The sequence below is a fragment of the Campylobacter sp. CFSAN093241 genome, assembly GCF_012889595.1.
In the GTDB taxonomy this organism is placed as follows: Bacteria; Campylobacterota; Campylobacteria; order Campylobacterales; family Campylobacteraceae; genus Campylobacter_D; species Campylobacter_D jejuni.
Map to the genome: position 1 here is coordinate 591,298 of NZ_CP040612.1, position 21,983 is coordinate 613,280.

Here is a 21,983-nt window from a genome sequence, read left to right on the forward strand (position 1 = left end):
AAAAGGCATAATATGACTTTGGATTTTGATTTTATTTATAATGCAGATAATGATATTTTTGAATATTTATTGCGTTTTTATGCGAAAAATTACAATTATATCCTTAGTAAAGAAGAAAATACTTATCATTTTTCTATCGATGCAGATGAAGAAAATTTAAAGACTTTTTGTGATTCTTTGAATTTCATGAGTCATAGCGTTTTTTTGAAAAAATTTGATGTAAAAGCGGGGCAGGGTTTTAACCCTTGTATACCAGAAGATAAAGAATTTTCAAGATTTTCTTATATTACTCATTTAAATTCTAATGCTTATCAAGAAAAAAAACTTTTAAACAAAAACGAATGGGGCGTGTTTTGTGAGTGTGAATTTTCAAGCAATTTATCAGAATTTGAAAAAATCAATGAAGAAAATTTCAATACTTTTTTAAATCTTGCCTTTGATTTGTTAAGTCAAGAAAAAAAGATTTATTTAAAAGATAAAAATGGCATTTATGAATTTTCTTTGTTTAAGAACGAATTTATAGGAGATTTTTTACTTCCTTGTGATATTAAGGCTATAAATTCAGTTTTTGTTTGTTCAAATGAAAATTTAAAACTTCTTGCAAGTTTAGAAAAACCTTTGATGAAGCTAAGGCTTAATGCTATGTTTAGAAAAAATCACAATCTTGATTTTAGTGATTTTAAAATCAGACTTGCTAGAGATTTGTTTTGTTTTGCTTTAGGTTTGAAACTTTTTGAAAATGAGTATAAATTTTTAAGCGTAAAAAAGATAGAAGAGTATCAAAAAGATTTTTATATCAGTGCTTTAGATGAGCAAGTGGTGGTTTTAGAGGGTTTTGAATTTATCAATGCTAAGGCAAGAGAGCTTATTTTTTCTAAAGAAGATAAAAATATGGCAAGAATTTCTTATCTTGTAAGCCGTTATAAAGAAAAAGCTTTTATTTTAGAGCTAAGTAAGGATTATGAAGATATTTTGCTTATCAATAAAGAGCTTAATTTACTTAAACTTTGCTTACCAAAACACAGCAAAGAACTTTATGAAGAGATTAAAAAAGATGAAATTGGTGCAAGGCTTTTAGAAAATTTTAACAAGGAATTTCCTCTTTTAGATGAAAATTTTGAGCTTCAAAACAATTTTTATTCCTTGCTTGGCTTGCTGGGTAGAGTGCTAAATTTGGGTAGAAATTTACAAGAGAGTGCTAGTGAGCTTTTAAAAATCGCTGATGAGTCAAAAATGCCTCGTGGAGTAAAGATTGATTATCGTTTGAAAGAAGATAAAAGTTTTGATTATACAAGAACTTTAAGATCTGCTATGAGTTTTATGTTAGCAGGTGTAGATAGTGCTAATATCGCTTATGGAGCGGTTGAGAGTTTGGCTTATTTCTTGCGTGATACTTATGATGAATTAAGAGAGAAAAAGCAAAGTGACTTAGCGCTTATAAGTGGCTCTTTGTTTGAACATAAATCTTTACTTAAAAATACTTTAAAACATCTTAAAAATTGTCAGTTAAGCGATGTGCCACTTAGGATATAAGATCAAAATTTCAGGTCTAGTTCAAGGGGTGGGTTTTCGCCCCTTAGTTTATGAACTAGCTTTGAAATCAAAGCTTTTTGGAGAAGTAAGAAATGATGGTTTTGGGGTAGAAATTATTCTTGCTTGCACTCAAAAAGAATGTGAAAATTTCATAGAAAATTTAAAAAATCATCTTCCATCTTTAGCAAGAATAGATCAGCTTATAATCACGCAAATTTCTATTTCAAACTATGAGAATTTTAGCATTACTCCTTCTTTAGAAAATACAAAAAGCACGCCTATGTTAAGCGATTTTGCGTTTTGTAAGGAGTGTAAAAAAGAATTTTTTGATGAAAAAAATCCACGCTTTTTGTATCCCTTTATCACTTGCACACATTGTGGGCCACGCTTTAGTATTATAAAAAGTCTTCCTTATGATAGAGCCCATACTTCCATGCAAGAATTACTGATGTGTGAGTTTTGTAAAAGCGAATACGAAGATCCTAAAAATAGGCGTTTTCATGCCCAGCCCATCAGTTGTCCTAAGTGTAAAATCAATGTTTTTCTTAAAAATCCAAAGGGTGAAATTTTAGCTAAAGATCAAGAAGCTTTTATGCAAAGTGCGAAGTTTTTAAAGGAAGGTAAAATTTTAGCCATAAAAGGCATAGGTGGTTTTCATCTCATGTGCGATGCTTTTAATGAAGAAGCTTTAAAAACTCTAAGACTTAGAAAAAATCGCCCTAAAAAACCTTTTGCTTTGATGTGTAAAGATTTACAAAGTGCTAAAGAACTTGCCTTTATAGATGAAAAAGAAGAAGCTTTGCTTGGTGGGGTTTTAGCTCCTATTGTGATTTTAAAGGCAAAAAAAGCCTTTTCTTTAATCGCTCCTGATGTTGATAAAATCGGTATTATGTTAGCTTATACACCTTTACATCTTTTGCTTTTTGAGTATTTTAAAGGAAGCCTTGTAGCAACGAGTGCAAATTTAAGCGGAGAAAGTATTATTAAAGATGAGTTTAATTTGTGTAAAAAACTTGATAAAGTTTTTGATTTTTATTTGGATTATGATAGGGAAATTATCAATGCAAGTGATGACAGCATAGCTCAAGTGGTAAATGGTGAAACTATGTTTTTGCGTACTTCAAGGGGTTTAAATCCTTTTTATTTGGAAAGAAATTTTAATAAAAAAGGCACTTTTTTAGCTTTGGGTGCGGAACTTAAAAATGAATTTGTGATTTTTTATGAAAATAAACTTTTAATTTCTCCTTATATAGGGGATTTGAAAAGTCTTGATGTGCATGAGAGATTTTTTAAACTTTTAGAATTTTTTAAACAAAATTATGATTTGAAATTTGATGCGATTTTGTGCGATAAACACCCGCATTTTAGCTATGCAAAAGAATTTGAAGAAAGGATTAAAATTTCTCATCATTATGCGCATTTTTGTGCGGCTTATTTTGAATACGAAGAAAATTTTGCAAAAGATGAAAAGGCTTTAGCTTTTATTTGTGATGGAACAGGTTATGGCGAAGATGGTAAAATTTGGGGTGGAGAAGTTTTTGTAGGAAATTTAAAAGAATATGAAAGAATTGCACATTTTGAAAATTTCACTCTTATAAATAGTGATATTAAAAATATACAAAATTTAGCCTTAAGTCTTATTTTTCATTATGATTTAGAAGATAAGGCTAAGGATTTTTTAGCAAAAATTCCAAAAATTAAACTTAAAAATCTTAAAAAAATTTATTCTCATTCTAACTTACAAACAAGTTCTTTAGGACGCATTATCGATGCTTTTGGAAGTATTGTTTTTAACTTAGAAAAAAGTTCTTATGAAGCTCAAGTTGGCTTAATGTGTGAAGCTTTTTATGATAAAAATCTTGATTTTTCTTATAAGCTTTTTGTAGAAAAAGGGCAGGTTAATTTTAAAAATTTAATCCTAGGGGCTTTGCAAGATGAAAAAACTAAGGCGATTACAGGTATGTTTAATGCCTTGGCAAATTTTATCATAGATTTTAGCAAAGATTATGATTTAAAAGTGCTTTTAAGCGGAGGGGTTTTTCAAAACAAAACCTTGCTTGAAATTTTAAAAGCTAAAAATTTTGATTTTTTTATACCTTTAAAGTACCCTTGTAATGATAGCTCCATAGCCTTAGGACAAATGGTGCATTTTTTAAATTTAGAAAAATAAAGCAAATATTCTAAAAACTCATAATTTTTTAATGCTTTTAAGGTTAAAATGAAACAAAAAATATATAAGGAAAGAAAATGTGTAAAGATTGCGGCTGCTCTATAAATTCAAGCCATACGCATGGTCATCATCACGACCACCATCATGAAAATCCAAGCTTAAAAGAGGGTAAAACCATAGAAGTGATTTCTAAAATTTTAAGCAAAAATGATGAAGAAGCTAAGCACAATAGAGCGCATTTTAATGAAGCTAACACGCTTTGTATCAATTTAATGAGTTCTCCAGGTAGTGGAAAAACCACGCTTTTAGAAAGCACGATTAAGGCTTTGAAAAATGAACTTAAAATTGCTGTGATTGAAGGGGATTTAGAAACCAATAATGATGCTCTAAGGGTAAAAAATGCCGGAGCTTTGGCGTATCAAATCACTACAGGACAAAGCTGTCATTTGGACGCTTTTATGGTGCATGAGGCTTTGCATCATTTAGCCATTGATGATGTGGATTTGCTTTTTATAGAAAATGTTGGAAATTTGGTTTGTCCTGCAAGTTATGATTTAGGAGAGCATTTAAATGTGGTTTTGCTTTCGATAACTGAAGGAAGTGATAAACCGCAAAAATATCCTGTGATGTTTAAAAAGGCTGATATAGTTTTAATCACAAAGGCAGATTTAGCTCATCATTTTGATTTCGATATTAAAGAGGCGACTAGGTTGATTAAAGAATTAAATCCTAGAGCAGATATTATCACCCTTGATGCAAAAAATGGCACCAATATGGAGCTTTGGTATAAGGTGCTTAAACTTAAAAAGGAGCTTTTTTAATGTGTTTGTCTATACCTTCTGAAATTTTAGAAATCGATGAGTTAAACAATGCTTTAGTACAAACTTTAGGCGTGAAAAGAAAAGTTAATTTGGATTTGATTGATGAACCTTTAAAACAAGGCGATTATGTATTAATCCATGTAGGCGTTGCTATGGAAAAAATCGACAAAGAAGCTGCACTAGAAAGCATTAAAACCTATCAAGAAATAGTAGAAAAAATGAATAGTGGAGAGATAAAAAGTGATGAAGGAGATTTGGGTTTAAATGAATTTCATCGATGAATTTAGAGATAAAGAAAGCATTTTAGCTTTAAAAAAACTCATAGAACAAGAACTTAAAAATCCTATTAATATCATGGAAATTTGCGGTGGGCATACGCATAGTATCATGAAATATGCTTTGCCTTCTATTTTGCCAAAGGAAATTAACTTTATCCATGGGCCAGGATGTCCTGTTTGTGTTATGCCAAGAGTTCGCATTGATACAGCTATCAAGTTAGCCTCCATGAAAGATACGATTTTTTGTACTTTAGGGGATCTTTTAAGGGTGCCTGGAAGTGAAATTTCTTTACTGGATTTAAGAGCTAAAGGGGCTGATGTTAGAGCGCTTTATTCTCCGCTTGAGGTTTTGGAAATTGCTAAGCAAAATTTAAACAAAAATATCATCTTTTTTGCTATAGGTTTTGAAACTACTACGCCTATGAGTGCTTTACTTCTTCAAAAGGTTATAGAAGAAAAAATAAATAATGTCTTTTTTCATATCAATCATATCACAGTTCCAGCACCTGTAGAAGCGATCATGAATGATGAAAATGTAAAAATCAATGCTTTTTTAGGTCCTTCTCATGTGAGTGTGATAACAGGTTATGGTATTTATGAGCCTTTAGCAGCAAAATTTAAAACCCCTATAGCGGTGAGTGGTTTTGAGCCAGTTGATATTTTAGAAAGTGTGTTAAATATCATAAAACAAAGCAATGAAGGCACTTTTAAAGTGTATAATCAATACAAAAGAGCCGTAAGCAAAGAAGGCAATGTTAAAGCACAAAATTTAGTAAAAAAATACTTTAGGGTGTGTGATTTTGAATTCCGTGGCTTAGGACTTATTAAAGATGGAGGCTTGGAGTTAAAAGAAGAATTTAGCGCTTACGATGCGAGTAAAAAATTTGATTGTACGGTTCAAAGTAAAAATGAAAGCAAAGCCTGTATTTGTGGGCAAATTTTAAGAGGTTTGGCCAAGCCTTATGATTGTAAAGTTTTTGGCAAGGCTTGTACGCCAAGAAGTCCTATAGGAAGTTGTATGGTTTCTGGCGAGGGTGCTTGTGCGGCGTATTATAAATACTCAAAGGTGAATGCATGAAAAATATTTCCTTAGCCCACGGAGGCGGTGGAGAAGAGATGAATGAGCTTTTAACTAAGCTTTTTAAGATCTTTGATAATGAAATTTTAAACGCAAATAATGATGCAGCGATTTTGGGAAATTTGGCTTTAAGCACGGATTCTTTTGTTTTAAGTCCGATTTTTTTAGATGAAGAGGTTAATATAGGTAAACTTTGTGTTTGTGGTTCTATTAATGATGTTTTGATGGTAGGTGCTAAGCCAAAATATCTAAGTTTAGGGCTTATCTTAGAAGAAGGTTTTGAGCTAGAAAAATTAGAACGTATTTTAAAAAGCATTAAAGAAGAATGTGAAAAATGTGGAGTTATGTTAGTTTGTGGCGATACTAAAGTTGTTCCTAAGGGTAAAGCAGATGAAATTTATATCAACACTACAGCCTTAGGTGAAATTATTTCTAAAAAAGAAAGTAAAAATATCAAAGCAGGGCTTAGCATACTTCTTTCAGGCGATATAGGAAGGCATGGAGCTAGTGTTTTAATCAAAAGAAATGAGCTAGAAGCTGATATTAAAAGTGATTGCAAGGCTTTGAATAAAGAGGTTTTAGAGCTTTTAGAAAAAGATATAAAGGTTGTGGCCATGAGAGATGCTACTCGCGGGGGGCTTAGTGCGGTTTTAAATGAGTGGGCAAAGCAAAGTGGAAATGATCTTTTGATCTTTGAAGAAAAAATCATCGTTCAAGATGAGGTTTTAGGACTTTGCGAGCTTTTTGGTTACGAAGCGTATGAGCTTGCAAATGAAGGCACTTTTATACTTTGTGTGGAAAAAGAAGATGAGTTAAAAGCCTTGGAAATTCTAAAAAAATACAATGTAAATGCGAGTATTATAGGAGAAGTTTTAGAAGAGAAAAAAGCACGCGTGATCTTACAAAACGCTTATGGAGCAAAACGCTTTTTAGAAAGTCCTAAAGGCGAACTTTTACCAAGAATTTGCTAATGCACGAATTAAGTATAGTAGAATCTTTAATCGAACTTTGCGAAGAAAATGCCTTAAACAATAAGGCTTGTAATGTGCAAGAAATTTATGTAAAAATCGGGCGTTTAAGCGGTATAGAAGTGGATCTTTTTAAGCGTTGTTTTGAAACTTTTAAAGAAAACTCAAATATTTGCAAAAATGCTAAACTTTTTATAGAGCTTGCTCCGCTTGAAATTTTATGCTTAAAATGTGATCAAACAAGTATTTTAGAAGAAAATGTTTTTAAGTGTCCTAAATGTCAAAGTATAGAATATAAAATCATACAAGGTGAGGACTTACATCTTATGCGACTTGTGATGAAATAATATATTTGGCGTTTTTGTTACAATAGTAAATATTTTATCGATATTATTATTTTAATATTTAACAACCAAGCTAAAAAATCATAAATTTTGAAATTTTATCTAAAAATGCAAAAACTAAAAAAATATATTTTTAAATTTATTTTAAATAAAATTTAAAAATATTATAAAAATATTGATAATATTTCATACAAATTTATTCTTATTAAGATATTTTAATTTAAACTAAAAATTTAAACCAAAATTTTAATAATAATTTAAGTATAATTATTATATAGTCTTTACTATTTTCTTATTATAGTTTTATATTATTTTTAAATATAAACAAGAAAATATAAATATAAAAGGAAAGGGAATATTTATGAATAAAACTGCATTAACTAAAACATACACAAAAGATATACAAAATTCCTGTTTAAATTCTAAAAAGATAGTTTTATCTTTAGCTACTATTTCTTTTTTGGCAAGTTGTACTCATGCTACACTTACTCCTGAAATAAAAACTTACGAAGAGACAAATAGACATGCTAAAGCTAGGTCAGGTCTTCAATCTAGAAATTCGAATAATGAGACTATAAATAATTTACAAACTTCAACTAAAACTATAAGTGGCACCGGCAATACTCTAGTTATAGAAAGTAGTGGAACTATTACTATTTCTAATGGTGGGCAACAAGCAGTAAACTTTCAACCAAATTCTTCAACTTCTACCTTTTTAAATAAAGGAACTCTTATAGGTGGAAATAATACTGCTAGTGTTCAACTAGGAGCAAATGGAAATAACGGTGTTAACATAGAAACCTTTGATAATCAAGGTATCATAGGCAATGGTTCTTCTAAATTTGGAGTAACAGTTTTTTTGGGGGGGGGGGGTAAAGATAACTCTAAATCTATAATCAATAATTTTAGTAATAGTGGAACTATTCACTCTAATGCTGGTGAAAGTATTTATTTTGGTAACGCCAATATATCAAGTTTTGTTAATAGTGGGACTATTAAGAGTAAACAAGGCGCAGGAGTAAATATATCTCAAGGAACAAGTATAGGGAATTTTAACAATAGCGGAACTATTGAAGGCAAGAAGGTGGGTGTACGAGTTAATTCAACAATAAATACCTTCGTCAATAGCGGTTTAATTACTACAACTGTAAAGGGCGTGCATTGGAGCGATGGAATAGGGATAAATGCTAATGTAAAAACATTAAAAAATACGGGAACCATACAAGGATTTAGTGCACCTATAAAATCATCAGGTGGAACTATAGAAACATTGATCAATGAAGGCACTATGAAGGGTGAAAGTATTGGTATTTACATGAGCGGAGGTCTTGTTAAAACTCTTATAAATAGCGGTACCATTAATCAAAACAATTCGGCAACTTGGGCTGCTGGTATAAAACTCCAAAATAACAGTACCATAGAAAATATCATCAACACAGGATCTATCCGTTCTAATGCTTTTGGAATATCTGTAACTGGTGGTAAATTTGGAACACTTACCATAAAAGATGGAGGTATGGTTTATGGAAAATACTCGGCAATAGGAGTGGGTCAATCGCAAACTCTAGGAGATTTATACATAGATGGAAGTTCAAGTAAAATTTATGGAGAAGAAAATGGAATTGCATTAGATGCTAACTCACGAACTCAAAAAATAGAACTTAAAAATGGTGGCATTATAAAAGGTAAGATCCATGGTATAAGATTGGATAATGGTGCCTCTTTAAGTGGAGAAATGATTTTATCTGGCGAAGGTTCTAGGGTAGAAGGTGGAAGTGGTGCTGGTATATTGAATCGAAGTGGAAAAATAGAAGGCTCTATAACCATAAAAGATGGAGCAACTGTTACGGCTACTTCGAATCACGCCATAGCTAACTATCGCTCAGGAAGTATAACAGGTGGTATTACTGTTAGTGGGAAAAACACTAAACTTCAAGGAAATATAATCAATACAGGTAATGCTTCTATAGGTAGTGATATCAAGATAGAAGGTGGAGCTAAGGTAGAAGGTGGTCTTGTTAATCAAGGTAATGGAAGTATCTCAGGAAGTGTTCAAGTAAGTGGTGGTGGTAGTATTGATTCCATCACCAATGAGGGTAATGGAGCTATTTCTGGTTCAATTACTGTAGATAAAGATAGTAAACTTGATTCTATCACTAACACTTCTACATCATCTACAGGTATAAGTGGTTCTATTACTAACAATAGTGATAATAAACTTGAAATTTCTAATTCAGGTAATATCGGTGGTAAGATTGAAAGTACAGGTAGTGCTGATATGGTGATTAGCAATAGTAATGGTGGAACTATTAGTGGCGGTATTAGTTCTTCAGGAAGTGGAAGCACTAGTATTTCCAATTCACAAGGCTCAACCATAAATAACGGCATCACTGTTTTAGGATCAGCACAAGTTGAAATCTCCAATCAAGGCTCAGTAGGTAAAGATGAAAATGGTAATACAGTAACTAACAATGGTAGTGGTAGTGTTGGAATCAAAGATTGGCTTGTTTCTACAGATAAAAACACAGGTAAATTAAACACTGTGGTTATAGGTGGAAGTAGAGCTTTTAATGTAAAAGTAGAAAACATCACCGTAGATCAAAGCAATGTTGATCTTGAAGAGCTAAACGATATAAACAACATCATCTCAGGTGTTAATCAAAACAATATTGGCAATATAGGAACCAATGGAAGTGGAGAAATATCTTTAAGCTATGATCCAATAACAGGAAAGCTTACTACAGATTTTAATCTTAATGCTTCCATATCAGGTGCAACCTTTAGATCTTTAATCTCTACTACTTCAAGAAGATCAACCTTTATAGATAATGTTATGGGTAATTCTATGCAAAGCTTTGCTTTAGCTTCTTCAAGTAAATCTCAAAGCATCGCTATGTCTGAAAAGGGTAATTTATATGCAGATGCAAGTGATTATATAAAGAGTGATTTAAATAATGGAAGCTATGGTTCTAATAAAGAACATTCTTTATTCATCCTTCCTTATACTTCTTCACAGAATGTTGAACTTTCTTTAAATGAAGAAAGTAAAGGACACACTAAAGGAACCATTATAGGTTATTCTACTTTAAAAGACAGTGGAATATATGGTGTGTATGCAGGTTATGAAGATACAAAAATGGGTTCAACTTATTTTGATATTAATAATAGAACCTATTATGCAGGTTTAAAATACTTTAATACCTTATTTACTACAGAAAAAGGTCAAGAAGTTTATATCAAAGCTCAAGGTAAAGCTGCTTTGATTAAAAATGATTTAACTGAAAAAATAGGAAATAATGAAGCTAAAGCTGAACCTAATTCTTATGCTTATGGAGTCAATACAGCCTTAGGTATGAATTTTATTTCTAATAAAGATATATTCTCTCCTGAAATAGGTCTTGCTTATGAAGGAGGTTATACTGAAGCTTTTTCTATGAAAGACACCATAGGACAAGCAACAGTTAAAGGTGGAGAAAGAACCTATGCAAACTATTTAAATCTTTTCTCTACTAAAACAAGTCTTACTTGGTTTAGAGATTGGTTGCCTAATTTAAAAACTTCAGTAGAACTTGGAGCTAAGTTTAATATCAATCCTAAAGTAGAAGCTGAGGCTAGATTTGGTAATATAAAAGTAAGTGATGAGTTTGATTTACCAAGAGTACAAAAATTTGTAAGCACTTCTTTTATCGTTCCTGTTAATGAAGCTTTCTATTTTAGTTTAAGCTATAATGGAATGTTTGATAAAGATGGCAATACCCATACAGGATTTGCTCAGTTTAATTATTTTTGGTAATCTTATAAAAGATAATACTTAGTTTAATTAGTTTACTCTCCTACTTGTTAAAAATTTCATCCTGATAATTTTAAAATTATTAGGATGGATGTTTTTAAGGTTATTAAACTCTTTTTAGATTGCAATCATTCTTTTAAAGTATTTTAAAAACTCAACAAAGATTATAATAATACAATCATTTTAAATTATTTTAATACGATTAAAAAGAAGTGAAGAGGATTGAAGAGTAAAAATTAATTTTTTAAAATCCTTGCAAGTTTAAGTAAATTTGAAATCAAAAATTCTTTTTTTACGAGTTTAGGATTGGTTTTAAGTTCGTATTCGCTTTTAAGCAAAAGAGTGAAAATTTCTTTATATTGTTCGATTTTTAAACTAAAGGCTTGAGAGCTTAAATTTTGTCCCACTTGAGGGGGTGGAGTGTAGCCTAAAAGCTCTTTAAAATCAATTTTACCATTGATTTTAGCATAAAGTGCAATTTTAAATAAACGATAAAAAGAGTTATATAAAGAGTTGATTAAAGCAATTTCATTAAAATTATCTAAAATTTTTTCAAGTTCGCTTTTAAAGTCTTGTTTTTTTAAAATTTTATCAAAAAAGCTTTCAAAACTTCCTGTATTTAAACTATAGCAGTATTGTTCTATGGTTTTTTCATCTACTCTTAAACCACTAAATTTATTAAGCTCACTCGCAGCAAGATACAAGTTTTCATCAAAACTTGTAAAAAGAGTAAATAAAGCATTTTGAGTGATTTCAACCCTTAGTTGTTTTGCTTTTATGCTTAAAAGCTCCACGCCTTCTTTAGCTCCGTTAGCTTTAAAAAATCTTACAAAATGAGGAGAGAAAATTTTTTCTATGTCGCTTTGTTTAGAACTTTCATCATAAAGCTCTAAAAGAAAGAAATTGTCCGCATTGTTTTTACAAAGTTCGACTAAAATTTTAAGATCTTTTATTGGAATTTTTTTAGAAGTTTTAATTTCGAGTAATTTTTTTTCGCTAAAAAGCGATCCTGTGCTTAAAAAATCACTTGCATGAGTGAAGTTGTATTCTTCAAAAAAAAGTTTTAAAGTTTCATCGGGCTTATATTTTTCTTTTATAAATTCAGCATAAAGTTCGCTTTGAAAATTATCTGCTCCATAAAGAAAGAAAAAATTAGGTATTGAATCTTTAGAAAGCAGGGTTTGGAGCTCTTTTCTATACATTTTCTTCCTTTATAAGTCTTTGGGTGATTTTAGCATAAATTTTTGCCATAACTATATCCGCTTCCATGATTTGCACTTCAACATTTTCTAGTAAATTCGCATGCGTATCATAAAGGATTATATCCGCTCCTTTGATTTCATCATCTAGTTTAGCTATGCAAACTCCGTCATTTTGCACAACTAAAGCTTTAAATTTTTTGCCTATATTTTTAGCTGCCCATCTCGCAAATTTTCTATCCATAAAATCATAAGCGACTTTATCAGCCTCTCTTTCAAGCACGCTAAGGTTTTCGCAAGTGCTTTGTATATTTAAAAGTAGGTAATTAAAAAGTTTTTCATCGTTTTTTTGTTTGGCTTTTAAAAGTCTGTGTAAAATAAGATCAGAATACCTTCTTATAGGGCTTGTAAAATGTGAGTATTTATCAAAACCTAAGCCAAAATGCCCCGCATTTACGCTAGAATATTCCGCTTTTTTTTGTGCTTTGATGATGAGTTTATCTACTTCTGCTCTTAAATTTAATTCATCAGCTAAAGCTTGTATGTCGCGTATGAGCTCAGGAAGATTGGGTTTAAAATTTACATCGATTCCGAGTTCGCGTAATTCATTTAAAAGCTTATCGATTTTTCTTGTATCAGCACTTAAGTGATTTCTAAAAACGCCTATATCTATGAGTTTTGCTGCGGCTTTATTGGCTAAAAGCATACAATCTTCGATCAAATTATGCGAAGGCGTGTCTTTTTCAAAAACTGTGCTTTTTAGACTTAAATTTTCATCTAAATTCATTCTTAATTCTTCGGTGCGAAATTCAAAGGCATTTTTAAGACGCATTTTGCGTAAATTTTTTGTGATTTCAAAAAGCTCATAAAGCCATGAAAGTTCTTTTAAATCAGGTTTTTGTACCAAAATTTCATCAACTTCATCGTAATTAAAACGGCGTTTTGAGTTGATAATACCTTCAAAAAGTTCTTCTTTGATGACTTTATTTTCATGATCGAGTGTGATTTTAAAACAATACGCTAAGCGATCTAAATGAGGTTTTAAAGAACAGATATTTTCACTTAAAGGATGCGGTAACATAGGTATAGCAATGTGCGGAAAATAAATAGAAAATCCACGATTTCTTGCTTCTTTATCTATAGCACTATAAGCATAAACATATTCGCTAACATCAGCAATAGCTACATAAATTTCTCGTTTTTGAGTGTCAAAATAAATCGCATCATCAAAATCTTTTGCATGTATAGGATCTATAGTGCAAAAAGGCAAGGCTCTTAAATCCATGCGATTTTCATACATACTCGCATCAACACTATCGCCGTTTGCTAGGGCTTCTTTGATACAAGCGTCGCTAAATTCGTTGTTTTTATTGAAAAGGGCTAAAGAGATTTTTTCATCTATACTTTCATCATCAATATGCCCTAAAACTTCTATGATATTGTTATTTTCATTTTCTATTTTTAAAACTGTTCCTAAAGGTAGTGCTTTTAAGGATTTTTGAGAAGCTTTTAAGGCGGTGCTTAATCCTGTTTTGATATTCATTCCAAGTACGGCTTCGCCATACCTTTTGGTGATCACTAAAGAGGTTTCATTGGCTCTTTTTAGAACCAAAATCACCTTTGCACTGGGGCGTTTTTTCTTTAAAGGTAGAAGTTTTACTGCAACTATATCTTTATAGTTTGCACCTTTTAGGTTTTTGTTTTCTATCAAAAGATCTTTTTTAAAACTTTCATCAAAGCATTGTAAAAAACCTGTACCTTTGCTCGAAATATCAAGCACCCCAAAGGCAAAACCATTGTTAAGATAGTATTTGTTTTTGTGTTCTTTAATGATATGATTGGCTAAAAGCTCTCTTAAAATTTGTTTAAATTCATTGCTTACTTCGTGAGAGCTAATGCCATAACTAAGACTGTTTAAAAATTCTTTCACTTTTAATACTTTATGATTTTTTGTAAAATTCTTACATAAAGTTTATAAAAAAAATATGAAATTTATACTTTAATTGCTATAATAATACCTTTAATTTTTGAATTTTTAAGGAGTGAATATGGCTATTACAGTATATTATGATAAAGATTGTGATTTAAATTTAATCAAATCAAAAAAAGTAGCAATTATAGGTTTTGGCTCTCAAGGACACGCTCATGCGATGAATTTAAGGGATAATGGCGTAAATGTAACTATCGGACTTCGCGAAGGTAGTGTAAGTGCTGTTAAAGCAAAAAATGCTGGTTTTGAAGTAATGAGTGTAAGTGAAGCTTCTAAGATAGCGGATGTGATTATGATTTTAGCTCCTGATGAAATTCAAGCAGATATTTTTAATGTCGAAATAAAACCAAATTTAAGTGAAGGTAAGGCTATAGCTTTTGCACACGGTTTTAATATCCACTATGGTCAAATTGTTGTTCCAAAAGGTGTAGATGTTATCATGATAGCACCTAAAGCACCAGGACATACAGTAAGAAATGAATTTACTTTAGGTGGTGGAACTCCTTGCTTGATAGCTATTCATCAAGATGAAAGTAAAAATGCTAAAAATTTAGCTTTAAGTTATGCAAGCGCGATTGGGGGTGGACGTACAGGTATTATAGAAACAACCTTTAAAGCCGAAACAGAAACAGATCTTTTTGGTGAGCAAGCTGTGCTTTGTGGTGGACTTAGTGCTTTGATTCAAGCAGGTTTTGAAACTTTGGTTGAAGCAGGTTATGAACCTGAAATGGCTTATTTTGAGTGTTTGCATGAAATGAAACTCATTGTGGATTTGATTTATCAAGGTGGTATTGCAGATATGCGTTATTCTATTTCAAATACTGCAGAATACGGCGATTACATCACAGGGCCAAAGATTATCACTGAAGAGACTAAAAAAGCGATGAAAGGTGTTTTAAAAGATATACAAAATGGTGTTTTTGCAAAAGATTTTATCTTAGAACGCCGTGCAGGTTTTGCTAGAATGCATGCAGAACGCAAAAATATGAATGATTCTTTGATAGAAAAAACAGGACGCAATTTGCGTGCTATGATGCCTTGGATCAGTGCTAAAAAATTAGTAGATAAAGATAAGAACTAAACATTGTCAAAGAAAAAATTAGTTCAAATTCAGCGTTATTTAATCATAGCTATACTTTTTTTACTTTGCATAGCTTTAGCTTTGGGAATTTTAGTAAAATATCAAAATTCCCAAGATGTTTCTTCTGTTAAGCCGGATTATTTTATTGATAAGCAAGAAGATTTAATTTCATTAAATAAAGATCATTATGAAATTGGTATTTTTCAAGAGAATGAGTTTGATAATAATAAATCTGTAAGTATTTTAGAGCAAAAAATTCAAGAAATTGATGATTTAAATACAAGTTTAAATGAGCAAAATTTAAGCAGTGTGGAGCAGAATTTAAGTTTAGAGCAAAATCAGAGTTTAGAACAAAATTTTATTCTAAAAGATACAAATTTAACCCAAGATCAAAATTTAACTTTTAATGAAGATATTCATTTAAATAAAATTTCTAAAAAACCAAAACTTGCCATTATTATCGATGATATGGCAAATGCAAGTCAGGTTAGAGGTTTAAAAGCTTTAAATTTAAAGTTAAATCCTTCTTTTTTTCCGCCAGATAAAAACCATAGCGAAACGCCAAAACTTGCTTTAAAATTTGATTTTTATATGGTGCATTTACCTTTAGCAGCAATTAATTACAATAAACCCGAGCTTGATACTTTAAATCCAAATGATAGCAAAGAAAGAATTTTTAAAAAAATCAAGCAAATTAAAAAAGATTTTAAGGATTTAAGATATATCAATAATCACACAGGAAGTTTATTTACAAGCAATGAAGAAGCTATGAGAAAGCTTTACGAGGCTTTAAAAAATCAAAATATATTTTTTGTAGATTCTAAAACTATAGGAAATTCTAAGGCAAATAAAATCGCTAAAGAACTCAGTATGCCTTATATACAAAGAGATGTGTTTTTGGATAATGAAGATGATGTTAATTATGTTAAAAAACAACTTGAAAGTGCGGTAAAACTTGCACAAAAAAAAGGTTTTGTTATAGCCATAGGACATCCTAGGAAAAATACTTTTAAAGCTTTAGAGCAAAGTAAGGATTTGTTAAAAGGCGTTGATCTTGTGTATTTGAGTGAAATTTATGGCAAGTGAAATTTTGCCTGATGAATTTTTAGAACTTTTTAAAGATTTAAAAAAGCCTCCTAAAAAATTACACTATAAAGGAAATTTATCTTTATTAAAACAAGATAAAATCGCTATTATAGGTTCAAGGCGTATGAGTGTTTATACGAAAAATTGTGTTTTTTCCTTAGCGAGTATGCTTAAAAATGCTCATCTTTGCGTGGTAAGTGGCGGTGCTTTGGGTGTGGATATCACCGCAAGTATGGCAGCTATGCCAAATACTATAGGTATTTTTGCCAATGGTTTAGATCAAATTTATCCAAGAACTAATGAAAAAATCATTAAACAAATTTATGAAAATGCTTTAGCTTTAAGTGAATACGAAGATGATTATTTGCCAAAAAATTATGATTTTTTACTAAGAAATCGTTTGGTTATTGCTTTAAGTAAGGCCGTTGTGGTTGCACAAGCAGATATAAAAAGTGGTTCTATGCAGAGTGCAAAACTTGCTTTAGAACTCAATAAACCTTTATATGTTTTACCACAAAGACTAGAAGAAAGCACAGGAACTAATTTTCTTTTAAAGGAAAATAAAGCAAAGTTAATTTGTGATTTTAAAGAATTTGTAAGTGAGTTTGCAAGTATAGATATAAATCAAGATGAGTTTTTAGAGTTTTGTAAAAAAGGTGTGAGTGTTGATGAGGCTTTAAAAATTTATGGACAAAAAGTTTATGAATATGAACTTGAGGGAAAAATTTCCATAGAAGGGCTTTTTATAAGGGTTTTAGCATGAGAGCTTTGGCTTTAGATGTAGGTTTAAAACGCATAGGTGTAGCGCTTTGCATAGATAAAAAGATCGCTTTGCCTTTAGATGCAGTTTTAAGAAAAAATCGCAATCAAGCCGCTAATGAAATCAAAAATTTACTTAAAATACATGAGATTTCTTTACTCATTGTAGGCATTCCTAAGGGTGGATCAAGTGAAGAAGAAATGACAAGACGCATTAAGCATTTTGTTTCTTTGCTTGAATTTGATAAAGAAATTTGCTTTGTAGATGAAAGCGGAACAAGCAAAGAAGCTTTAGGATACGGCGTAGCCAATACACGCAAAAAAGATGGTAAATTAGACTCCTTATCCGCTTTTATCATGATAAAGGATTATTTTGCTCTCTAGAATAGAAAAACTTTATACCAAAGATGAAATGCAAAATATTTTATCTTCTTTTACTCAAGAAAAAAATGTTTGTGTATTTGCAAATACTTTAAAAATTAGCATTGAAGAATTAGAAAAAGAATTTTTAAAACAAAAATTAAAATTTAAAAAGATCAATGCTTATTGTTATTTGTTTGATGCCAAAGATAAGGCTATCTTAAGTTCTATGAAAGCTTTTAATGAGGCGCACTTTTATATACAAAATTATTCTTCTTATTTGTGTGCTTTAAATTTAGAAGTCAAAGCAGGGCAAAGGGTTCTTGATATGTGTGCAGCTCCGGGTGGTAAAAGTATCAATCTTGCAAATTTTATGCAAAATACAGGTTATTTAGCTTGCAATGAGATGAGTAGGGATAGATTTTTTATTTTGCAAAAAAATCTTAAAAATTACGGCGTGAATGCTAAAGTTTTTATGAAAGATGGTAAAAATATAGGCAATTTATGTCCTTTAAAATTTGATAAAATCTTACTTGATGCACCTTGTTCGACTTTTGCTAAAATAGGTTTTGATTTGGAAAAAAGTTATAAAGAAATCAAAAATATTGCAAAAACTCAAAAAAAACTTCTACATTCTGCTTTAAAGGCATTAAAAATAGGTGGAGAGCTTGTATATAGTACTTGCACCTTTACCAAAGAAGAAAATGAAGAAGTGATAGAGAATGCTTTAAAAAGTGAGTTTAAATTAGAGCTTTTAGATATTGATTTGGAAAATGTTGAGGCTAAAGCAGGGCAAAGTGAAGAATTTGCTGAAATTTCAAAATGCAGACGGATTTTACCAAGCTTAGACTATGATGGATTTTTCATAGCTAAACTTAGGAAATTATGTTAATTGATAAAATTATTCACATTTAAATACAAATTCATAAAAAAACTTAAAAAACAATAAATAATTTTTTCTTTATTTTAAAGCTTAAAGTTCTATTTTTAAGTACTTTGAAAAGAAAATCACAGCGTGAAAAGGCTGTGAATAAAGTTGAATTTTTTTTAACCTTAAAAAGATGAAATTAGTCTGATTGTATTTTTTGCAGTTTTGGAGCTATTACAGCTTGACAATATCCTTGATCGGGATTATTTATAAAATAATGTTGATGATAGTTTTCAGCTTTATAGTAAGTTTGCAATCTTGAAATTTTAGTAACTATTTTTTTACTAAATATTTTTTGCTGTTCTTCAATGAAATTTTGAGCTAAAATTTTATCTTCTTCATTTTCGTAAAATATTATTGAGCGATATTGTATGCCAATATCTTCACCTTGTTTATCTATACTTGTTGGATCATGAATTTTAAAAAAGAGTATTAGGATTTCAAGAAGAGAGATTTGTTTTTCATCGTAATTTATTTTGACAACTTCTATGTTACCATCACCATTACACACGCTTTCATAGCTAGGATTTGGTTTTCCTCCGCTATATCCAACTTCAGTATTGATTACACCTTTTAGACGTTCAAATACGGCTTCAATACACCAAAAACAACCACCACCTAAAATGATATTTTTCATTGCGAGTTTTCCTTAATCTTAGCCCTTTGAAAGGGCTAAGATTATTTATAGTTTTTGATTGCTTTTTCTAAAATTTCAATTGCGGCTTTTTCATCTTTGAAGTCTTGCACTTTAACCCATTTATTTGGTTCTAAAATTTTATAAGTTTCAAAGAAGTTTTTGATTTTATTCAAAGTTGCCTGTGGTAAGTCTGTATAAGTTTTTATATTATCATATCTCGCATCTATTTTTGAATTTGGAACTGCAAGAAGTTTTTCGTCCATTCCACTTTCATCTTCCATGATTAAAACACCGATTAAGCGGCAAGGAATCACAGCTCCAGCTTGGATAGGATATTCATTAAGCACTAAAATATCTACAGGATCACCATCATCAGCCAAAGTATTAGCAATAAAACCATAGTTTGCTGGGTAAAACATCGCGCTAGCCATAACGCGATCTACCATGATAGCACCGCTATCTTTATCGATTTCGTATTTTATATTTGAGCCATATGGAATTTCAATTACGGCATTGATTTTATTTGGAATATCTCCGATTTTGATTTTGTTTAAATTCATTTTTTCTCCTTATATACTTTGAATTTTTTTAATCAGTTCTTTCATGTCTGCAACGATAGGTTCGATAGCGCGCTCTCCATCGATAATAAAATGAAGTTTTTTCTTTTGATAAAAATCTAAAATTTCATTTAAAGGTTCTGTATAAACTTTCATTCTATTGTAAAACACTTCTTCATTATCATCTGCGCCACGATTTCTGCCTAAAACTCTTTCTTTGGCAACTTCTTCGCTTACTCTTACTTCTATGACGCCTTTAAGACAAATTTCATTTTGCTCACTTAAAACCTTATCAAATTCCATCATTTGCTCTACGCTTCTTGGATAGCCATCGATGATGATAGTTTTAGTTGGAGCAGCTTTTAGAGCACAAACTATAGTATTTATAACAACATCTAAAGGAACAAGATTGCCTTTGGAGATAAAACTATCTATAGTTTTTCCAAGCTCGCTCCCACTTGCTACTTCAGCTCTTAAAAGATCTCCTGTTGAATAGTGTGTGATATTTGTCGCATCTGCTTGTGCGATTAAACTAGCATCGGTAGTTTTTCCACTACCTGGTGCACCTATGATTAAAAACAATTCTTTCATTTTATATTCTCCCTTAATTTGATTCCTAATTCTCTCATTGCTTCATTGCTAGCAGGCGATGGTGCATCTGTCATTAAGCATTGCGCTCTTTGGGTTTTTGGAAAGGCTATAACCTCTCTTATGCTGTTTGCTCCTGTAACTAGCATGATGAGTCTATCAAGTCCTATAGCGATACCTCCATGTGGTGGAGCACCAAAATTTAAAGCATCAAGTAAGAAGCCAAATTTTTCTTTTTGTTGCTCTTCATCGATATTTAAAAGTTTAAATACTTTTTGTTGAATATCGTTTTTATGGATTCTTATACTACCTCCACCTAGCTCAACGCCATTTAACACTACATCATAAGCAATAGATGAAATTTCTTCTAAATCAGTCTCATCAATATTTTTTGGCATGGTAAAAGGATGGTGCATCGCAGAATAACTTCCGTCATCATTTTGCTCAAACATAGGAAAATCAACAACCCATAAGAATTCCAAGGCATTTGGATCTATAAGTTTTAACTCGTTGGCTAAGAAAATTCTAAATCTTCCCATATAATCAAGCACGGTTTTTTTAGCTCCTGCACCGAAAAATACCACATCTCCTACTTCAAGCTCACAGCGTTTGCTTAGCTCATTTAAATCTTCTTCGCTAAAGAATTTACAAAGTGGACCTTTAAGCCCATCTTTTTTAACTTGTATGAAAGCTAAGCCTTGGGCGCCAAATTTACGCACAAATTCTTCAAATCTTTGCATTTGTCTTTTTGAAAAAATAGTATCGCCTTTTGGAACGCGTATGGCTTTGATGCGATTTTTCTTTGTATCTTTGGCAATATTTGCAAAAATTTCATTATTTGACTTAGTGAAAATATCAATCACATCAATAAATTTAAGATCAAATCTTAAATCCGGCTTATCAGAGCCATAATTTTCCATAGCGTCTTTGTATTGCATTTGTCTAAAAGGGGTTTGAATTTCTTTGCCGCAAGCTTTGAAAATATCTTTTAAAAAAGTTTCAGCTACCTTGATCACATCTTTTTGTTCGCAAAAGCTCATTTCAACATCAATTTGTGTGAATTCAGGTTGGCGATCAGCTCTTAAATCTTCATCTCTAAAACATTTTGCAATTTGAAAATAACGATCAAAACCGCTACACATTAAAAGTTGTTTGAAAAGCTGAGGGCTTTGTGGAAGAGCATAAAATTCACCCTGATGCACACGAGAAGGCACGAGATAATCTCTTGCGCCTTCGGGAGTAGCTTTGGTAAGAATAGGGGTTTCAACTTCTAAAAATCCCATATTTGCCAAAGAATTTCTAGCTGCTATACAAGCTTTAGAACGCAAGGCAAAATTTTCATAAAGTTTAGGATTTCTTAAATCTAAAAAGCGATATTTTAAGCGTAATTCTTCATTTACACTTTCATCAGCAATAGCAAAAGGAGGTACGGCACTTTCATTTTCTATGGTAAGTTTAGAAACAACTACTTCGATTTCTCCTGTTTTTAATTTAGGATTTACAAGTCCTTCACCACGCGGACGAATAGTGCCTTCTGCAATAAGTACAAATTCATTTCTTGCATTGGAAGCGATTTCATGAGCTTCTTTGCTATCATTTGGATCACAAACAAGTTGGATAATACCACTTCTATCTCTTAAATCTATAAAAATAACTCCACCATGATCGCGGTAGCTATTTACCCAACCGCAAAGTTTAACGCTTTGACCAACATGGGAAATTCCCAAGTTTGTATTATAATGACTTCGCAAATTTATTCCTTGAAAAAAGATTTTTTAAGATAATGAGCAAAATTATAGTATTTTTATTCTTTTGC

Annotated in this window: 19 protein-coding genes; 13 read left to right on the plus strand and 6 right to left on the minus strand. The window is 31.1% G+C overall.

Going from position 1 to position 21,983, the window contains the following annotated elements; translation table 11 throughout:
• The first annotated feature begins 12 nt into the window (after positions 1–12).
• The 8 genes from FBE96_RS03100 (at position 13) to FBE96_RS03135 (ending at position 10,985) form a co-directional block, all read left to right on the plus strand.
• A complete protein-coding gene (locus tag FBE96_RS03100) occupies positions 13–1,533 on the plus strand; it encodes a hypothetical protein (RefSeq protein ID WP_002826526.1) in 1,521 nt (506 codons plus the stop codon).
• A complete protein-coding gene (gene hypF / locus FBE96_RS03105; protein WP_002906852.1) occupies positions 1,514–3,703 on the plus strand; it encodes a carbamoyltransferase HypF in 2,190 nt (729 codons plus the stop codon). The genes FBE96_RS03100 and hypF overlap by 20 nt, the downstream gene beginning before the upstream one ends.
• A gap of 77 nt (positions 3,704–3,780) precedes the next feature.
• Entirely contained in the window at positions 3,781–4,524 is a 744-nt protein-coding gene (gene hypB, locus FBE96_RS03110; protein WP_002776330.1) for a hydrogenase nickel incorporation protein HypB, read from the plus strand.
• The gene (locus FBE96_RS03115) at positions 4,524–4,805 is read left to right on the plus strand and encodes a HypC/HybG/HupF family hydrogenase formation chaperone (RefSeq protein ID WP_002776342.1); all 282 of its coding nucleotides are present in this window, start codon (positions 4,524–4,526) and stop codon (positions 4,803–4,805) included. The genes hypB and FBE96_RS03115 overlap by 1 nt, the downstream gene beginning before the upstream one ends.
• A complete protein-coding gene (gene hypD, locus FBE96_RS03120) occupies positions 4,789–5,880 on the plus strand; it encodes a hydrogenase formation protein HypD (protein ID WP_002776343.1) in 1,092 nt (363 codons plus the stop codon). The genes FBE96_RS03115 and hypD overlap by 17 nt, the downstream gene beginning before the upstream one ends.
• Entirely contained in the window at positions 5,877–6,851 is a 975-nt protein-coding gene (gene hypE / locus FBE96_RS03125) for a hydrogenase expression/formation protein HypE (RefSeq protein ID WP_002776344.1), read from the plus strand. The genes hypD and hypE overlap by 4 nt, the downstream gene beginning before the upstream one ends.
• On the plus strand, positions 6,851–7,195 hold the full coding sequence (gene hypA, locus FBE96_RS03130) for a hydrogenase maturation nickel metallochaperone HypA (protein ID WP_002826529.1): 345 nt from the start codon (positions 6,851–6,853) through the stop codon (positions 7,193–7,195). Before hypE ends, hypA begins: the two co-directional genes overlap by 1 nt.
• Before the next feature lie 358 nt (positions 7,196–7,553).
• The gene (locus FBE96_RS03135; protein WP_168952584.1) at positions 7,554–10,985 is read left to right on the plus strand and encodes an autotransporter outer membrane beta-barrel domain-containing protein; all 3,432 of its coding nucleotides are present in this window, start codon (positions 7,554–7,556) and stop codon (positions 10,983–10,985) included.
• 233 nt (positions 10,986–11,218) lie between these two features.
• Here FBE96_RS03135 and holA read toward each other — a convergent pair whose 3' ends face one another.
• Together holA and FBE96_RS03145 are read right to left on the minus strand one after the other, a co-directional pair.
• A complete protein-coding gene (holA, locus tag FBE96_RS03140; RefSeq protein WP_002852363.1) occupies positions 11,219–12,184 on the minus strand; it encodes a DNA polymerase III subunit delta in 966 nt (321 codons plus the stop codon).
• Complete coding sequence (locus tag FBE96_RS03145) at positions 12,177–14,111, minus strand: ribonuclease R family protein (RefSeq protein WP_165433336.1); 1,935 nt, start codon at positions 14,109–14,111, stop codon at positions 12,177–12,179. Before FBE96_RS03145 ends, holA begins: the two co-directional genes overlap by 8 nt.
• Before the next feature lie 118 nt (positions 14,112–14,229).
• On the opposite strand from FBE96_RS03145, the gene ilvC reads away from it, so the two are divergent.
• From ilvC to FBE96_RS03170, 5 genes are read left to right on the plus strand one after another with little or no spacing between them, the layout of a single operon-like run.
• Positions 14,230–15,252, plus strand: coding sequence for a ketol-acid reductoisomerase (ilvC, locus tag FBE96_RS03150; RefSeq protein ID WP_002852218.1), 1,023 nt, complete (start codon positions 14,230–14,232; stop codon positions 15,250–15,252).
• A 3-nt stretch (positions 15,253–15,255) separates the two neighbouring features.
• On the plus strand, positions 15,256–16,338 hold the full coding sequence (locus FBE96_RS03155) for a divergent polysaccharide deacetylase family protein (protein WP_002864866.1): 1,083 nt from the start codon (positions 15,256–15,258) through the stop codon (positions 16,336–16,338).
• The gene (locus FBE96_RS03160; protein ID WP_002868431.1) at positions 16,328–17,101 is read left to right on the plus strand and encodes a DNA-processing protein DprA; all 774 of its coding nucleotides are present in this window, start codon (positions 16,328–16,330) and stop codon (positions 17,099–17,101) included. Before FBE96_RS03155 ends, FBE96_RS03160 begins: the two co-directional genes overlap by 11 nt.
• Entirely contained in the window at positions 17,098–17,481 is a 384-nt protein-coding gene (gene ruvX / locus FBE96_RS03165; protein WP_002852281.1) for a Holliday junction resolvase RuvX, read from the plus strand. The genes FBE96_RS03160 and ruvX overlap by 4 nt, the downstream gene beginning before the upstream one ends.
• A gap of 28 nt (positions 17,482–17,509) precedes the next feature.
• On the plus strand, positions 17,510–18,349 hold the full coding sequence (locus FBE96_RS03170) for an RsmB/NOP family class I SAM-dependent RNA methyltransferase (RefSeq protein ID WP_002866496.1): 840 nt from the start codon (positions 17,510–17,512) through the stop codon (positions 18,347–18,349).
• A 175-nt stretch (positions 18,350–18,524) separates the two neighbouring features.
• Here the strand turns inward: FBE96_RS03170 and msrA are convergent, their stop codons facing one another.
• The 4 genes from msrA to aspS are packed head-to-tail and all read right to left on the minus strand — an operon-like array spanning position 18,525 to position 21,918.
• Positions 18,525–19,022: a peptide-methionine (S)-S-oxide reductase MsrA gene (msrA, locus tag FBE96_RS03175; RefSeq protein WP_002852283.1), complete on the minus strand. Its 498-nt coding sequence runs from the start codon at positions 19,020–19,022 to the stop codon at positions 18,525–18,527.
• Between the two features lie 41 nt (positions 19,023–19,063).
• Entirely contained in the window at positions 19,064–19,582 is a 519-nt protein-coding gene (ppa, locus tag FBE96_RS03180; RefSeq protein ID WP_002867724.1) for an inorganic diphosphatase, read from the minus strand.
• A 9-nt stretch (positions 19,583–19,591) separates the two neighbouring features.
• Positions 19,592–20,170 carry an adenylate kinase gene (locus FBE96_RS03185; RefSeq protein WP_002859580.1) on the minus strand — a complete coding sequence of 193 codons (579 nt, stop codon included), beginning with the start codon at positions 20,168–20,170 and terminating at the stop codon, positions 19,592–19,594.
• Positions 20,167–21,918, minus strand: a complete 1,752-nt coding sequence (gene aspS / locus FBE96_RS03190) for an aspartate--tRNA ligase (protein ID WP_002874290.1) — start codon at positions 21,916–21,918, stop codon at positions 20,167–20,169. Before aspS ends, FBE96_RS03185 begins: the two co-directional genes overlap by 4 nt.
• Positions 21,919–21,983 lie beyond the last annotated feature (65 nt).

Bases quoted from the DNA above. Each gene is read 5' to 3' on its own strand.
- ilvC (WP_002852218.1), top strand. From the start codon at position 14,230: ATGGCTATTACAGTATATTATGATAAAGATTGTGATTTAAATTTAATC.
- FBE96_RS03115 (WP_002776342.1), top strand. From the start codon at position 4,524: ATGTGTTTGTCTATACCTTCTGAAATTTTAGAAATCGATGAGTTAAAC.
- ruvX (WP_002852281.1), top strand. From the start codon at position 17,098: ATGAGAGCTTTGGCTTTAGATGTAGGTTTAAAACGCATAGGTGTAGCG.
- ppa (WP_002867724.1), bottom strand. From the start codon at position 19,582: ATGAATTTAAACAAAATCAAAATCGGAGATATTCCAAATAAAATCAAT.
- hypF (WP_002906852.1), top strand. From the start codon at position 1,514: ATGTGCCACTTAGGATATAAGATCAAAATTTCAGGTCTAGTTCAAGGG.
- FBE96_RS03135 (WP_168952584.1), top strand. From the start codon at position 7,554: ATGAATAAAACTGCATTAACTAAAACATACACAAAAGATATACAAAAT.
- msrA (WP_002852283.1), bottom strand. From the start codon at position 19,022: ATGAAAAATATCATTTTAGGTGGTGGTTGTTTTTGGTGTATTGAAGCC.
- hypD (WP_002776343.1), top strand. From the start codon at position 4,789: ATGAATTTCATCGATGAATTTAGAGATAAAGAAAGCATTTTAGCTTTA.
- hypA (WP_002826529.1), top strand. From the start codon at position 6,851: ATGCACGAATTAAGTATAGTAGAATCTTTAATCGAACTTTGCGAAGAA.
- FBE96_RS03160 (WP_002868431.1), top strand. From the start codon at position 16,328: ATGGCAAGTGAAATTTTGCCTGATGAATTTTTAGAACTTTTTAAAGAT.
- hypB (WP_002776330.1), top strand. From the start codon at position 3,781: ATGTGTAAAGATTGCGGCTGCTCTATAAATTCAAGCCATACGCATGGT.
- holA (WP_002852363.1), bottom strand. From the start codon at position 12,184: ATGTATAGAAAAGAGCTCCAAACCCTGCTTTCTAAAGATTCAATACCT.
- FBE96_RS03170 (WP_002866496.1), top strand. From the start codon at position 17,510: ATGCAAAATATTTTATCTTCTTTTACTCAAGAAAAAAATGTTTGTGTA.
- FBE96_RS03185 (WP_002859580.1), bottom strand. From the start codon at position 20,170: ATGAAAGAATTGTTTTTAATCATAGGTGCACCAGGTAGTGGAAAAACT.
- hypE (WP_002776344.1), top strand. From the start codon at position 5,877: ATGAAAAATATTTCCTTAGCCCACGGAGGCGGTGGAGAAGAGATGAAT.
- FBE96_RS03100 (WP_002826526.1), top strand. From the start codon at position 13: ATGACTTTGGATTTTGATTTTATTTATAATGCAGATAATGATATTTTT.